The organism is Sporolactobacillus sp. BBK16-2, from assembly GCF_059878335.1.
In genome coordinates, this window is the sequence record NZ_CM187611.1 from 1,411,847 (window position 1) to 1,426,471 (window position 14,625).

The window sequence follows — 14,625 nt, forward strand, 5'->3', positions numbered from 1 at the left end:
GGAGGAAATGAACAATGTATGATCACGATACGGAGATGGAACATCTAGCCAAAATAAAAGTCATTGGGGTTGGCGGCGGTGGAAATAACGCAGTTAACCGAATGATTGAAAGCGGGATTCAAGGCGTTGAATTCATTTGCGCGAATACGGATGCCCAAGCACTTAAACTTTCTAAGGCAGACGTTAAGCTTCAGCTTGGAGAAAAGCTGACGCGAGGACTAGGGGCAGGTGCTAATCCTGAAGTTGGCAAAAAAGCGGCTGAGGAAAGCCATGATCAAGTGGAAGAAGTGCTGCAGGGAGCGGATATGGTTTTTGTAACTGCTGGCATGGGTGGCGGTACAGGTACCGGTGCTGCACCTGTCATTGCTGAAGTTGCAAAAGAAGTCGGGGCACTCACTGTTGGTGTTGTTACCCGTCCGTTCACATTTGAAGGCAGAAAGCGTGCAAAGCAGGCCCAGAGCGGTATCGGCAATCTAAAGGAAAAAGTTGATACACTGATTGTGATCCCTAATGATCGGCTTCTGGAAATTGTAGACAAGAACACACCGATGCTTGATGCCTTTAGAGAAGCAGATAATGTACTTCGTCAGGGTGTTCAAGGCATCTCGGATCTTATTTCGGTTCCAGGTCTGATTAACCTTGATTTTGCCGATGTAAAGACAATTATGACTGAAGGCGGTTCGGCATTGATGGCAATCGGCGTTGCTTCAGGCGAGAATCGAGCTGCCGAAGCAGCAAAAAAGGCAATTTCCAGTCCACTGCTTGAAAAATCAATTGATGGGGCCAAAGGTGTGCTGATGAACATAACCGGAGGCACGAATTTAAGCCTTTATGAAGTCAATGAAGCGGCGGATATTGTTGCAACGGCTGCAGACGAAGAAGTGAACATGATTTTTGGTTCAGTTATTCGCGAAGAACTTGATGATGAGATTGTCGTTACAGTAATCGCCACCGGCTTTGAGGAACGCGAAAAGTCCGGAGAAGCTCAACAACAGACTGAAGGAGATCTTTTCCTTCGCAGAAGGCAAAGTACGGAAGGTTTGAACCAAACGAAACTTCGTGAGCACCATCGGGATGAAACGGCAAGCCCGGTTCAGCAACCGGTACATCGCTCACGCAGTATCGTTGACGATGAAGAGACGCTTGACATCCCGACCTTTCTGCGTAATCGCCGCAGAAAAAATGAGTAACACTGGAATTTGATCGTTGTTTCCGGTTTATTTTCTCCCAAATGATAGAAAACAAACTCGCTGTTCAGGATTGATGTCCTGACTGCGAGTTTTTTTGTGTAAGTTATAAGAATGATGTATCCACTTTTATATTCCTCAAAATAATTTTTATATTCGTTTCATAGGCGTTTCTTGTGATAATTTTTTTTCGGTAAATCGTTCATCTTGTTCAAAAATTAATTGTTCAACGGTGCGACAAAAGCAGCCAAAATAACAGTAAAATTCCACCCACAGTGTGACAGACTTTCCATACTACTGCCCGTATACTAATCCTAAACATGCGAAGAAGGTGGGACGTTGGTCGTCTATCTGGATGCAGTTTGGGCACTTAACTTATTCATTGACGCTTGTTTGCTGAAATTAACCGCACTCATGCTCAAACGGCAGACGAGCAGGCTGCGGCTTTGGTCGGGTGCCATCATTGCCTCGGCCGTCGTACTGATACTCTTTACACCTGCGGCCTTCATTGTGGATCAACCGCTTGGGAAACTGTTGTACTCTGCTTTAATCATTCTCGTTGCCTTCGGCTTTCATCGAGTTTCCATTTTTCTTCAGAATCTCGCTGCCTTTTATTTTTCGGCTTTTGCGACCGGTGGAGGATTGTTCGCCGTACACTATTTCTTTCAAGACGCTTCATTTTATGCGAGCAACCGCTTTTTAAACACAACGAATTATGGTGATCCGATCAGTTGGATCACTGTATGTATTGGGTTCCCAATTCTATGGGTTTTTTCAAAGAAGCGGATTGATCAGACTGTGGTCAGAAAGTGGAACAGCACAACGCTTACAGATGTAAGACTACGCTTTTTCGATATCTGTATTGATGCAAAAGCAATGATTGACAGCGGCAATAAATTGGTAGATCCGTTGACTCGCGCTCCAGTGATGTTTGTTGAAAAAAGTGCCTGCGGAGATCGTATTCCAAAAGTTCTTTTTCAAATGGACAGTCGGCAGTTAGTGCCACCGGAATTAAACAGCATACCGGAAGAATGGCGAAATAGGATCGCATGGATTCCATATCGAGCTGTCGACGGATCAAATCAATTGTCGCTAGCTGTACGGCCGGATCAAGTCGTCATTATGTTTGAGGGAAAGAAAATGGAATGCACGAAATCGCTCGTTGCATTTGTTGACCATTCACTAAGCTCATCCGGAGATTTCAACAGTATCTTGCACCCGGACATGCTGCTCCATGGAAATGTGATTGATACGGCTTCATGACTTTGTACAAAAATAAGGAGGTCACTCAGGATGAAAATCAGTTTTTTAAAACTTTGGCATTGGGTACTAATAAAGCTAGGTGTTAAACCTAATGAAATATACTATATCGGCGGGAGCGACGGGCTGCCTTCTCCATTGTCAAAAGAAGAGGAAGCTGAATTAATGAAAAAACTTCCCTCGGGAGATCCTCAAGTGCGAGCAACCCTTATCGAACGGAATCTCCGACTCGTTGTCTATATTGCACGCAAATTTGACAATACGCGAATTAATATTGAAGATCTCATCAGCATTGGCACAATCGGCCTAATAAAGGCTGTAAATACCTTCAATCCTGAAAAGAAGATTAAGCTCGCCACATATGCTTCGCGTTGTATCGAAAATGAGATACTCATGTATTTGCGCAGAAACAGTCGAACACGTTCCGAGGTGTCGCTTGATGAGCCTTTGAATGTCGACTGGGATGGCAATGAATTGCTTTTATCAGATGTGCTTGGTACAGAAAATGATGTCACAACGAAAAATATGGAACGTAAAGTGGAACGGACTCTGTTAAAAAAGGCGATGTTGATGCTCAACGATCGTGAAAAGGAAATTATGACGCTTCGTTTCGGATTATCTGGAGGAAAAGAGAAAACTCAGAAGGATGTCGCCGACGAATTGGGGATTTCGCAATCATATATTTCGCGGCTTGAGAAACGAATAATCAAACGGTTAAAAAAAGAATTCAGCAAAATGGCTTAGCATCAAGGGTTCTGATTTGTACTTTTTTTACCGTGCATAAAATGGGTTCCTACGGAGATACTTGACCATATAGCAGAGGTTGAATAAGTAGCTGAATATGATATTTGATGTTCGGCAATTTTCGACCAGCTATCGCAAGTTTTCGACAATGGGGGGTCATCTTCTATGGCACGGCACAAAGTGGAAATCTGCGGAGTGGACACATCAAAACTTCCGGTATTGACCAATGTGGAGATGCGAAAGCTTTTCGCTGAGCTTCAATCAGGCAAACATGAGGCTAGAGAAAAGTTGGTAAATGGGAACCTCCGACTTGTCTTAAGTGTCATCCAACGCTTCAATAATCGCGGTGAATCCGTGGACGATTTATTTCAAGTCGGTTGTATCGGATTAATGAAATCCATTGATAATTTTGATCTGGGTCAGAATGTCCGCTTTTCAACATACGCTGTTCCCATGATCATTGGTGAAATTCGTCGCTATCTGAGAGATAACAATCCTATTCGCGTTTCAAGATCACTACGAGATATGGCCTACAAAGCGCTACAGGCAAAAGAGCGTTACATAGCAAAACACTCGACAGAGCCGACAACGGCGGAACTGGCAAAGATGCTTGATCTGCCTGTAGAAGATGTTGTGTTCGCAATGGATGCCATTCAGGATCCAGTATCTTTATTTGAGCCGATCTATAGCGATGGCGGTGATCCAATATTTATTATGGATCAAATCAGTGATGATAAGCATAGAGACAGGGAATGGGTAGATAACATCTCGTTAAAAGAAGCAATGAACAAACTTCATGATCGGGAAAAGCGAATTGTTGCGATGCGCTTTTTTTATGGCAAGACGCAAATGGAGGTTGCTGAAGAAATTGGTATTTCACAGGCGCAAGTATCAAGACTTGAAAAAATGGCAATTAAAGAAATGAACCAAGAAATCGGACCCTAACACTTGCTCAAGCAAGTGTTTTTTTGTTAATTAATAATGAATAAACGACCAAACCCGAAACAACTATTTCCTAGGTAATGAAACTGTCAAAATGACTTCTCAATACCGCTGCTTGCCCATATATTAGGGACAGTAGGGGAGGAATGAGTATGCCTAGAATTTCTGATTTTCAGACAAAAGAAGTTGTTAATGTCGAGAACGGCAAACGATTAGGACATATCGGTGATCTGGATGTGAATTTATCTTCAGGAAAGATTGATAATCTGATCATTCCAGGGGCAGGAAAGATTATGGGCTTTTTTGGGAAAGAGGAAGATATTGTTGTGCCTTGGAGCAACATTGTCAGAATTGGAGCAGATGTGATTCTTGTTCGTTTCTACAATGATCACGATTCGACGATAAAACGCGAGGATTCATGAAGTGAAGAGTTTTTTTGTTGATTATGGTAGAATAAAAAGAAAAGATCTGTCACAGTGACGATGAGAGGAAGAAATGTGGTGAATGAGCCTTTTTCATTTCGAGACGGTCCGTTATTGAATCTGAGAACAGAATCAAGTGAAACCCATGAAATTTATTCAGGGATCACATTGAGGGCAGAGGGGATAAGTCAAGGCGCCTTCTCTTCTATGAATTTAGGTCTTCATGTCGGCGATAATTCTGAAGATGTCATCGTAAATCGAGGACTTGTTGCGAAAAAAATTGGATTTCCACTTGAACAATGGGTTTGCGCCGAGCAGGTACACCGTACGAAAATTGCCAAGGTTACAGGGAAATCTGCAGGAGCAGGGGCATTTTCTATTGATTCAGTTGTTCAAGGTGTGGACGGATTGTTTACGACCGAGCCGAATCTTTTGCTTGCACTTTGCTTTGCTGACTGTGTACCTATCTATTATCGTACGTATCAACCGGATGCAATTGGAATTATGCATGCAGGCTGGAGAGGAACAGTGGCCGGCGGTGCAGCCTGCATGACGGAACGCATGTGCCGTGAACTTGGCTTATCTCCATCCAAGATTCACATTGTCATTGGTCCCTCAATCGGAGTTGAAGATTACGAGGTCGATCAAAACGTGATGAATGGAGTTCAAAAGCTGGATCGCTCTGTGTGGTCAGCTTCTGTAATTGACAAGGGAGAAGGGCACTATCTGCTTAATCTGAAAACACTAAATCGATCAATTCTTGTTGCAAGCGGAGTGCCTGCGGATCAGATTCAAATGAGCAGTTACAATACTTATGCACATCCTAACTTATTTTATTCCTTTCGTCGAGACCAAGGAAAAACAGGGCGAATGATGGGCTATATTGGAATGAAGAAAAAGGAGAACATTTAATCGTGAACGTTGCGGATAATTTTAAACATGTGAAATCGACGATTCATGCCGCTTGTGAGCGTTCCGGACGGAATGCAGAAGACGTTACCGTGATTGCTGTCACTAAATATGTCTCGGCAGAACGAGCTCAGGAGGCAGTGGACAACGGGATCTTCAATCTTGCGGAAAACAGAAAGGAAGGCCTGCTCGAAAAACAGAAATTTATTCATGATGATCGGGTAACTTGGCATTTGATTGGTACCTTGCAGACGCGTAAAGTAAAAGATGTTGTGGGAAAAATCGATTATTTTCACGCTCTGGACCGTCTGAAATTAGCGAATGAATTAAATAAAAGAATAAAAGAAGGAACATTAAATTGTTTTGTCGAAATGAATATCTCTGGTGAGGAGTCTAAGCATGGTATTACTGAAGATCAGCTTGATTCATTTATTGATGCGTTAGCCAACTATGAGCATCTCCGCGTTATTGGTCTTATGACAATGGCGCCGAATACGGAAGATCTTGATGTGATACGTCACGTTTTTCATCGGCTGCGTGTTCTGCGTGACCGGATTCATGATCGCAAGATTGACTACGCTCCTTGCACAGAGCTTTCTATGGGAATGTCGCATGACTATGAGATTGCTGTTGAAGAAGGCGCAACGTTTGTGAGAATCGGAACGTCACTTGTAGGTAATGAATGAAAGGAGAAGGGAATCATGGGTCTTAAAGGCACATTTAAACGATTCTTTGATCTTGAGGAGACAGTGGAACGCTCAGAAAGCCAAATGTCCGCAGCTCATGAATCGGAAGGAAACAAACCGGTTCAAGAACAACAACGCAGAATGGAAAAGAGCGGCAGAATTGTTGCGATCCAAAATGTTCACCAGCAAAGTAAGGTCGTTCTTGTTGAGCCTAAGCGTTTTGAAGAGGTCGAAGAGATTGTCGGCTATCTGAAAAATAAGCAAACGATTATATGCAGCCTCCAAGGGACAAGTAAAGAACATGGTCAAAGAATTCTTGACTTTATGGGAGGAACTGCGTTCGCACTAAATGCTCAAATACGAAAAATCGGAAAAAACACCTTTCTTTTCGCTCCAGAACAAGTGGATATATCAGGTATGATCAGTAATTGGCCAGAAGACTAATTAAAATTTGAGGTGAATGGATTGGTAGTAGCTTATTATCTCTCGCAAGTCATTAATATTTATTCTTGGATATTAATTATATATATTTTAATGTCATGGGTTCCAAGTGTTCAGGACTCATCCATTGGTCGGCTGTTTGCCAATGTTTGCGAACCCTTTTTGTCGCCTTTTCGCAAAATAATTCCACCGATTGGCGGCGTCATCGATCTTTCACCGATTATCGCATTTTTTGTTTTACGACTTGCGACTAGGGGCATTTACTACTTAGCCTACCTTTTTGCATGAGGCGTTCATCATGTCCATATATGAGCATTTTAGACCAGAAGAACGCAGCCTGATTGATCATTTCTTAGATCTGAAAGATCGCGTTGCAGAGCAATATGTGCCTAAACGAACTGATTTTTTAGATCCAAGGCAACAGATTATTTTGAAATCGGTGATTGGAGACCAGGAGGACATTCGTCTTTCTTTTTTCGGCGGCTATGATCATGCGGAGCGCGCTCGGGCTTTAATTCTTCCCCAGTATGCTGAAGAAGAAGACAACCCCTTCCAACTCGCCTATCTGGAAGTTCGCTATCCATCAAAATTCGGCTTAATTACCCATCCTCAATTGCTTGGTTCGGTAATTGGAACGGGCGTTTCGAGGGATAAAATCGGTGACTTGCTTGTCAAAGAAGGGAACGCTCAATTTATTTGTGCAAAAGAGTTGGAGAGCTATTTTATGCTCAATCTTACTTCTGTCGGAAAAATGAGTGTTTCCTGCGAACCGATTAAAAGACAAGCACTTTTACATAGTGTTGATGAATGGCAAAATTTTGATGGAACAGTGTCTTCATGGCGACTTGACACTGTCTTGTCTGAAATTTATCATTTGCCTAGAGCAAAGACTTCGGAACTCATTACTAAAGGACTTGCAAAAGTTAATTGGGAAGTCGTAGAGAAACGCGACTTCGAAATTTGCGAAGGCGATTGTTTGTCACTTCGGGGATTCGGCCGCAGTAAAATATTATCAAGCGGTGGCTTGACAAAAAAGAACAAAATTCGTATACAATATGGTAAACTTAAATAAACGAATTGTTTGTAAAATGACTTGGAGGTGACCAGGATGCCATTGACACCCTTGGATATTCATAATAAATCGTTTTCACGCGGATTTCGCGGATATGATGAAGATGAAGTAAACGATTTTCTTGATCAGATTATCAAGGATTATGAAGCTCTGATTCGTGAAAAAAAGGATCTTGAGCAAAAAATTAAGAATTCGGATGAGAAACTGAGCCACTTCTCCAATATCGAAACGACTTTAAACAAAAGTATCCTTGTAGCTCAGGAAACGGCAGAGGAAGTTAAGCAAAACGCGAATAAAGAGGCTAAGCTGATTGTGATGGAGGCAAAGAAAAACGCAGATCGGATCATTAATGAAGCTCTGGAAAAATCGCGCAAAGTCACTTTGAATATTGAAGAATTGAAAAAAGAAGCGAATGTATATCGGACTCGTTTCCAAATGCTGATTGAGGCACAGCTTGAATTGCTTAAAAGCGACGATTGGAAGAGTATGTCCGCGGGAAATGACGACGATAACGAAGAAAATTCGCAAAAAGACGGAATGATTCAGTCACAAGCTTGACGCAAGGCATTTGATTGCATATACTGTCTTACATAAACATTGTTGAGGTCAAGAATCCTAAGATATCGTGGCAATTATATTATTGGCTATTTCTATGAGAGGGAAAGTACTCATTGCAAGGTCACAAAGCGAGCCGGGAGAAGGTGCGAGCCCAGCGCGGACGGCAATGAAGAAAATCACCCTTGAGTTTGGTTCTGAACGCACGGCACTGCCGCGTTAGTAAGATCCGACGTTGATTCGCGTTAAGATAATCATGAGTGGCAGACTTTGTCTGTTATTAGGGTGGTACCGCGGTCCTTCCGTCCCTTTGGGATGTAAGGGCCTTTTTATATAGGGTGTAAAAAAGAAAAACAGAAAGACGATGGAGGCGTTCTACATGGAATACAAGAAGACACTACTGATGCCGAAAACAAATTTCAAAATGCGCGGCAGTCTTCCGACCAAAGAGCCACAAATGCAGGAACAGTGGGATCACGATCATATTTATGAACAATCTTTAAAGGTGAACGAAGGGAAACCAACATTTATTCTGCACGATGGGCCTCCTTACGCAAACGGCAATATCCACATTGGACATGCTGAAAATAAGGTGTTGAAAGACATTATCACTCGGTTTAAGTCAATGACCGGTTATAAAGCTTATTACGTTCCCGGCTGGGATACGCACGGATTGCCGATCGAACAGCAGCTAGCCAAGAAGGGCATTGACCGCAAAAAGATGTCGGTTGCTGAACTTCGCGAAAAGTGCAAAGAATATGCGCTTGGACAGGTAGAACATCAAAAGAAGCAATTTAAAAGACTGGGTGTTCGCGGAGACTGGGATCATCCATATCTGACCTTGCATAAAGAATATGAAGCAGAACAGATCGAAGTCTTTGGTGAGATGGCAAAGAAGGGCTATATCTATAAAGATAAAAAAACTGTTTATTGGTCTCCTTCCTCTGAATCCGCGCTTGCCGAAGCTGAAATTGAATACAAGGATGTCAAATCTTATTCCATTTATGTTGCTTTTCATGTAACTGATGGAAAAGGTGTTCTGAATCCAGATGAAGAGGTCATTATCTGGACAACAACTCCATGGACGATGCCGGCAAACCTTGCTATTGCTGTCAATCCAAAATTTGAGTACAGTGTCGTTCACGTTGCGGATCATAAATATGTCGTTGCAGCTGACTTAGTTGAATCACTGACAAAGACGTTCGACTGGGAAAATCCTCAAGTGCTGCGCACGGTCAGCGGCAAGGATTTGGAAAATGTCGTTTGCCGCCATCCGTTCTATGATCGTCCTTCATTAATGATTCTCGGCGATCATGTGACCCTGGATGCAGGTACCGGCTGCGTGCATACTGCCCCAGGTTTTGGTGCTGATGACTTTTATGTCGGCAAAAAATATGGATTGGATATTCTTTGTCCTGTTGATGATCGCGGCTGCATGACTGAAGAAGCACCTGGATTTGAAGGTATGTTCTATGAGAAAGCAAATGAGCCTGTCATTGAAAAGTTAAAAGAAGTCGGCGCACTGCTCAAGGTCGGCACGTTCACTCACTCCTACCCACATGATTGGCGAACCAAAAAACCGGTCATCTGGAGAGCGACAAAACAATGGTTTGCATCAATTAAGGCTTTTCGCGACGATATTTTAAAAGCGATTCACGAAGTGCATTGGGTTCCGTCATGGGGCGATGTACGCATGACGAATATGATCAAAGACCGTGAAGACTGGTGTATCTCGCGACAGCGCGCTTGGGGCGTTCCGATCCCTGTATTCTATGGCGAAGACGGCGAACCGATCATCACTGATGAAACCACTCAGCACATTGCCGATCTGTTCCGTGAACATGGATCGAACATTTGGTTTCAATGGGATGCGAAGGAATTGCTGCCGGAAGGATTTACATCGGAACACAGCCCGAACGGCATCTTCAAGAAGGAGACAGACATCATGGATGTTTGGTTCGATTCCGGCTCATCGCACCAAGGTGTCCTGACAACGCGTGAAGGATTGCGTCGTCCTGCAGACATGTATCTTGAAGGATCCGATCAATATCGCGGCTGGTTCAATTCTTCATTGGCTACATCGGTTGCTGTTACCGGTCATGCACCTTACAAGCAAGTGCTCAGCCACGGGTTCACTCTTGATGGCAAAGGACTGAAAATGAGCAAATCCGTAGGAAACGTCATTGATCCAATGAAAGTGATGCAGCAATATGGAGCGGATATTATTCGTCTTTGGGTAGCTTCGGTTGATTATCAAGCCGATGCCAGAGTATCAAATGAGATTCTTGGTCAAGTGGCAGAAGTTTATCGCAAGATCCGCAACACCGTTCGTTTTATGCTTGGCAACCTGAGTGATTTTACCGTCGATAAAGTAGTTCCTACACAAGATATGCCGGAACTTGAGCAATATATGCTTGTAAAACTGAATCACTTTACCGAAACGTGCCTGAAAAATTATGAGGAATATCAATTCTTGAATGTGTACAAAGCTCTTCAGAATTATTGTTCGCTTGATTTGAGTGCATTTTATATGGATATCGCAAAAGACGCGCTCTACGTTCAACCTAAAGATTCGTTAGTTCGCCGTTCAGCACAAACAGTTCTTTATAAGACGGTTGTAGCGCTTACCAAATTACTGTCGCCGATCATTCCGCATACTGCGGAAGAAATCTGGCAACACATTCCTGGTGCGAATGAAGCTTCTCATTATGTACAGCTTACCGAGATGCCGAAGCTGGAGAAAATTGCTGATGCAGAAGCACTCGAACAGAAATGGGCATCGCTGGTGGCGGTGCGCGACGATGTGCTCAAATCGCTGGAAAAAGCGCGCGATGCTAAGCTGATCGGAAAATCACTGGAGGCTTCCGTAACGCTTTATGTAAAACCGGAAACAGCGTTCCTAAAAAATGTTACTGACCTTGACAAACTTCTGATCGTCTCACAGGTATCCGTTGTAGAAAATGAAACGATTCCGGAAGCAGCGGATCACTATACGCGGCTTGCTGTTCTTGTGACTGCTGCCGAAGGAGAAAAATGTGAACGCTGCTGGGCAATTTTGCCATCGGTTGGTGAAGACAAAGAACATCCGACTTTATGTAGCCATTGTGCGGAAACCGTTCGCCATGATTATGCCGGCGTAACGCTTGACTGAGTAACACTGCTCGGCTTTTGATGATCGTGTTCATGGTTCATTAAGAAAATCATTCCCAATCCACGTAAATATTACGCGGTCTAAAAATCCTCCTTTATCCCACACTAAGGAATGTGCGCGGATGCAAAGGGGGATTTTTTATAGATGTGGGGTTACAGAAAAATAAGAAAAAGATTGCTCGATCGAAAACAGGAACTGGAACAGAAGTTAAATCATGATATGGAGACTGCTGCCGAACTTGGTTCAGTTTCAGATATTGCTTCCGGAGAGCTGTCTGCTTATGACAACCACCCGGCTGAATCGGCGACGCAGCTTTATGATCGGGAAAAGGACCTGGCATTTCACAAGCTGGAGCAAAAAGAATATGAAGAGATTAATCATGCTTTAGAGAAAATCCACAATGGCACATATGGATACGACGAGAAAACCGGCGAGAAAATACCCCGCGCACGGTTAAACGCTTTACCGACAGCACGTACGGTGGCAAGCCATTCGGATGTTGTTCACAACAGATCAGTGCGTCCTGTTGAAGAATCAGTGATTATGGATTTAGAAAAACAGGGAGCAACTGATTTTGAGAGCGACGGATATAATGAGCAGAACGCCTTTGACATCGTCTCTCAATACAATGATCAGGAAGGCGTCTTTGAAGATGCGCCGTATTGCGATGACGAGGAAGGTATTGGATTTGTCGAAGAACTGGAAGCTTTTGCGGCTACAGATATTAATGGTTTTTCCGGAGACGATGAAATTCAAATTATGAAAAATCATCATTATGATGATTGGTCGGCAAAGAATGAGGATGAGGATCTGAATCCGACTGAGCGATAATTCAGATTGCAGCAGCAGACCAAAGGGTCTCTGCTGCGTACATATATCTTTTAAACAATCTATGCTAAAATTTAGGGTAAACTAGGAAAAATTTAATTCTGCACGATTGGTGCAGAAAACAACGCGTTTTGGAGGAACTTATTCATGATTTATTACGCACTTGCATTCATTGTTTTACTCATCGACCAGCTTTCAAAATGGCTTGTCGTACATAATATGGCAATTGGTCAAAGCACGCCGATTGTTCCCGGCTTTTTCTACCTGACGTCAATTCGTAATAACGGAGCAGCATGGAGCATTTTGGAAGGACAATTTGTTTTCTTTTTCATTATCACCATTGTTGTCTTGGCTGTCGTTGTGTACTACATGCAGAAATTGGGCAGAAAGCAGCCAATCTTAGGTACATCACTGGGATTGATTATCGGCGGGACGCTTGGAAATTTTATCGATCGGCTGTTTCGCGGTGAAGTCGTCGATTTTATTCACGTCTATATTGTCCGTTATAATTTTCCAGTTTTTAACCTTGCGGATTCCTCGCTTTTTATCGGTGTCGTTCTGCTCATCATTTACTTGTTTCTCGACGGGAAGAAGGAACATTAATGCCTGATATCATGCGGTCAGTTGAAGGAAAGGATGAAGGCAAAAGGATTGACAGTTGGGTGAGCGATGAGATTGCAAACGAATCAAGGAGCAGAATTCAGCAGCTCATCAAGGATGGGCATATAGTGGTCAATGGCAAAGCAGTCAAAACGAGTTATCGGATGAAGACAGATGACCAAGTTTCTGTACACTTGCCGGAACCTGAACCGCTTGATGTTGTGCCTGAAGACATTCCACTTGATATAGTTTATGAGGATTCTTCGGTAATTGTTGTTAACAAACCAAGAGGGATGGTCGTTCATCCGGCACCGGGGCATATGAGCGGCACTTTAGTTAACGCTCTGCTTAGTCACTGTCATGATTTATCAGGTATTAATGGCGTGATGCGTCCCGGAATTGTACACCGCATTGATATGGAGACCTCAGGGCTGTTAATGGTCGCGAAGACGGATGAGGCACACCGGTCGCTCGCTGCACAGTTAAAAGATAAGACAACAAAGCGTATGTATTTAGCAATTGTTCATGGGAGCCTTCCGCATGATGAAGGAACCATTGATGCGCCCATTGGCCGAGCTGATAAAGATCGAAAGAAAATGGCCGTAACAGATAAGAACAGCAAGCATGCAGTGACCCATTTTAAAGTACTTGAGCGATTTGCAAAATACACGTATGTCGCATGCAGACTTGAAACGGGCCGCACACACCAGATTCGTGTCCACATGGCTTACATTGGGCATCCACTTGCCGGCGATCCTAAATATGGGCCACGAAAAACGCTGCCCATTGAAGGACAAGCTCTTCATGCCGCAGAACTTGGTTTCAGCCATCCGGTCACACATGAATTCATGCTTTTTCAAGCACCGCTTCCTGGCGATATGAAGAAACTACTTGAAGATCTTCGAGCAGGCAGATATATGTAAAAAAAATATTTTCATTAAACAAAGCAAAATGCTCATTGTGCATTGACAAATCATCTCTCATTTGGCATACTTGCAATAGCTTAAATGAACTGAATGATTTCCTTTTAATTTTAGTCCCGAGAGACTAAGAAGGGTGATGATTGTCAATGACTATTGGCAACACTGCGGTCTCTTGCTCTAAACGGCAAGACTTTTTTTATGCCGTCAGCAAGAAAACATTTAAAAGCAATTTCGCGAATGACCGCACGCAGACGGCGGGTGATGAACTTTTGGAAGAGAAAGAAATATTGGACGAAAAGGCGATCGCACGAGCACTGACTCGACTTGCGCACGAAGTGATTGAACGCAATGAAGGTGTGGATTCGGTAGTTCTTGTCGGAATTAAGACAAGGGGTATTTATTTAGCCAAACGTCTAAGCGAACGCATCAAAAAAATTGAAAAAAAGGAAGTTGCCGTCGGTGAGTTGGACATTACGCTCTATCGCGACGACTTAAAGAAGAAATCAAATGATCCGGAACTGATTGGAAGCATTCTTCCGATGTCGATTGAGTCAAAGACAGTGATCTTGGTCGACGATGTCCTTTACACGGGTCGAACCATACGAGCGGCTATGGATGCTTTGATGGATCTTGGCCGTCCTCAACGCATTCAATTGGCGGTACTGATTGATCGCGGTCATCGTGAATTGCCGATTCGTCCCGATTATATTGGAAAAAATGTTCCTACTTCTAAAGAAGAAGAAATTGCAGTCCAGCTGACCGAAGTGGACAGCAAGGACACAGTAACGATTCGAGCGACAAGTTAATAATTTGAAACAGAACGTTGAACACCTTTTAAAGGCAGTCCAGAGAGACTGATAAAGAGTGATTGAGCGCAATACGGCTTTTTTTGCAAAACCTCTTTG

Annotated in this window: 16 protein-coding genes and 1 other annotated feature; all 16 genes read left to right on the top strand. The window is 43.2% G+C overall.

Annotated elements, in window-relative coordinates; genetic code table 11:
* Positions 1 to 14 precede the first annotated feature (14 nt).
* The 16 genes from ftsZ (at position 15) to pyrR (ending at position 14,526) form a co-directional block, all read left to right on the top strand.
* Positions 15 to 1,190: a cell division protein FtsZ gene (gene ftsZ / locus AC6F33_RS07010; RefSeq protein ID WP_255746149.1), complete on the top strand. Its 1,176-nt coding sequence runs from the start codon at positions 15 to 17 to the stop codon at positions 1,188 to 1,190.
* A 336-nt stretch (positions 1,191 to 1,526) separates the two neighbouring features.
* Positions 1,527 to 2,450 carry a sigma-E processing peptidase SpoIIGA gene (spoIIGA, locus tag AC6F33_RS07015; protein WP_255746150.1) on the top strand — a complete coding sequence of 308 codons (924 nt, stop codon included), beginning with the start codon at positions 1,527 to 1,529 and terminating at the stop codon, positions 2,448 to 2,450.
* A 30-nt stretch (positions 2,451 to 2,480) separates the two neighbouring features.
* Positions 2,481 to 3,191 (top strand): RNA polymerase sporulation sigma factor SigE, encoded by a 711-nt coding sequence (gene sigE / locus AC6F33_RS07020; protein ID WP_255746151.1) that lies wholly within the window; start codon positions 2,481 to 2,483, stop codon positions 3,189 to 3,191.
* Positions 3,192 to 3,356: 165 nt separating this feature from the next.
* Entirely contained in the window at positions 3,357 to 4,136 is a 780-nt protein-coding gene (sigG, locus tag AC6F33_RS07025; protein ID WP_255746152.1) for an RNA polymerase sporulation sigma factor SigG, read from the top strand.
* Positions 4,137 to 4,285: 149 nt separating this feature from the next.
* Positions 4,286 to 4,555, top strand: coding sequence for a YlmC/YmxH family sporulation protein (locus AC6F33_RS07030; protein ID WP_255746153.1), 270 nt, complete (start codon positions 4,286 to 4,288; stop codon positions 4,553 to 4,555).
* A gap of 78 nt (positions 4,556 to 4,633) precedes the next feature.
* Positions 4,634 to 5,467, top strand: coding sequence for a peptidoglycan editing factor PgeF (gene pgeF, locus AC6F33_RS07035; RefSeq protein ID WP_255746154.1), 834 nt, complete (start codon positions 4,634 to 4,636; stop codon positions 5,465 to 5,467).
* A 2-nt stretch (positions 5,468 to 5,469) separates the two neighbouring features.
* Entirely contained in the window at positions 5,470 to 6,150 is a 681-nt protein-coding gene (locus tag AC6F33_RS07040; protein ID WP_255746156.1) for a YggS family pyridoxal phosphate-dependent enzyme, read from the top strand.
* Positions 6,151 to 6,165: 15 nt separating this feature from the next.
* On the top strand, positions 6,166 to 6,594 hold the full coding sequence (locus AC6F33_RS07045) for a cell division protein SepF (RefSeq protein WP_255746158.1): 429 nt from the start codon (positions 6,166 to 6,168) through the stop codon (positions 6,592 to 6,594).
* Between the two features lie 21 nt (positions 6,595 to 6,615).
* Positions 6,616 to 6,879 (top strand): YggT family protein, encoded by a 264-nt coding sequence (locus AC6F33_RS07050; RefSeq protein WP_304654742.1) that lies wholly within the window; start codon positions 6,616 to 6,618, stop codon positions 6,877 to 6,879.
* 10 nt (positions 6,880 to 6,889) lie between these two features.
* Positions 6,890 to 7,663, top strand: a complete 774-nt coding sequence (locus AC6F33_RS07055) for a YlmH family RNA-binding protein (protein ID WP_255746161.1) — start codon at positions 6,890 to 6,892, stop codon at positions 7,661 to 7,663.
* Between the two features lie 36 nt (positions 7,664 to 7,699).
* Positions 7,700 to 8,221 (top strand): DivIVA domain-containing protein, encoded by a 522-nt coding sequence (locus AC6F33_RS07060; protein WP_255746162.1) that lies wholly within the window; start codon positions 7,700 to 7,702, stop codon positions 8,219 to 8,221.
* An 85-nt stretch (positions 8,222 to 8,306) separates the two neighbouring features.
* Positions 8,307 to 8,531, top strand: a binding site (T-box leader).
* A 66-nt stretch (positions 8,532 to 8,597) separates the two neighbouring features.
* Complete coding sequence (ileS, locus tag AC6F33_RS07065; RefSeq protein ID WP_255746164.1) at positions 8,598 to 11,369, top strand: isoleucine--tRNA ligase; 2,772 nt, start codon at positions 8,598 to 8,600, stop codon at positions 11,367 to 11,369.
* 144 nt (positions 11,370 to 11,513) lie between these two features.
* A complete protein-coding gene (locus AC6F33_RS07070; RefSeq protein ID WP_255746166.1) occupies positions 11,514 to 12,200 on the top strand; it encodes a TraR/DksA C4-type zinc finger protein in 687 nt (228 codons plus the stop codon).
* 144 nt (positions 12,201 to 12,344) lie between these two features.
* Positions 12,345 to 12,800: a signal peptidase II gene (gene lspA / locus AC6F33_RS07075; protein WP_255746168.1), complete on the top strand. Its 456-nt coding sequence runs from the start codon at positions 12,345 to 12,347 to the stop codon at positions 12,798 to 12,800.
* Positions 12,800 to 13,720: an RluA family pseudouridine synthase gene (locus tag AC6F33_RS07080; RefSeq protein ID WP_255746170.1), complete on the top strand. Its 921-nt coding sequence runs from the start codon at positions 12,800 to 12,802 to the stop codon at positions 13,718 to 13,720. Before lspA ends, AC6F33_RS07080 begins: the two co-directional genes overlap by 1 nt.
* Positions 13,721 to 13,989: 269 nt before the next feature.
* A complete protein-coding gene (pyrR, locus tag AC6F33_RS07085) occupies positions 13,990 to 14,526 on the top strand; it encodes a bifunctional pyr operon transcriptional regulator/uracil phosphoribosyltransferase PyrR (protein WP_255746620.1) in 537 nt (178 codons plus the stop codon).
* Positions 14,527 to 14,625 lie beyond the last annotated feature (99 nt).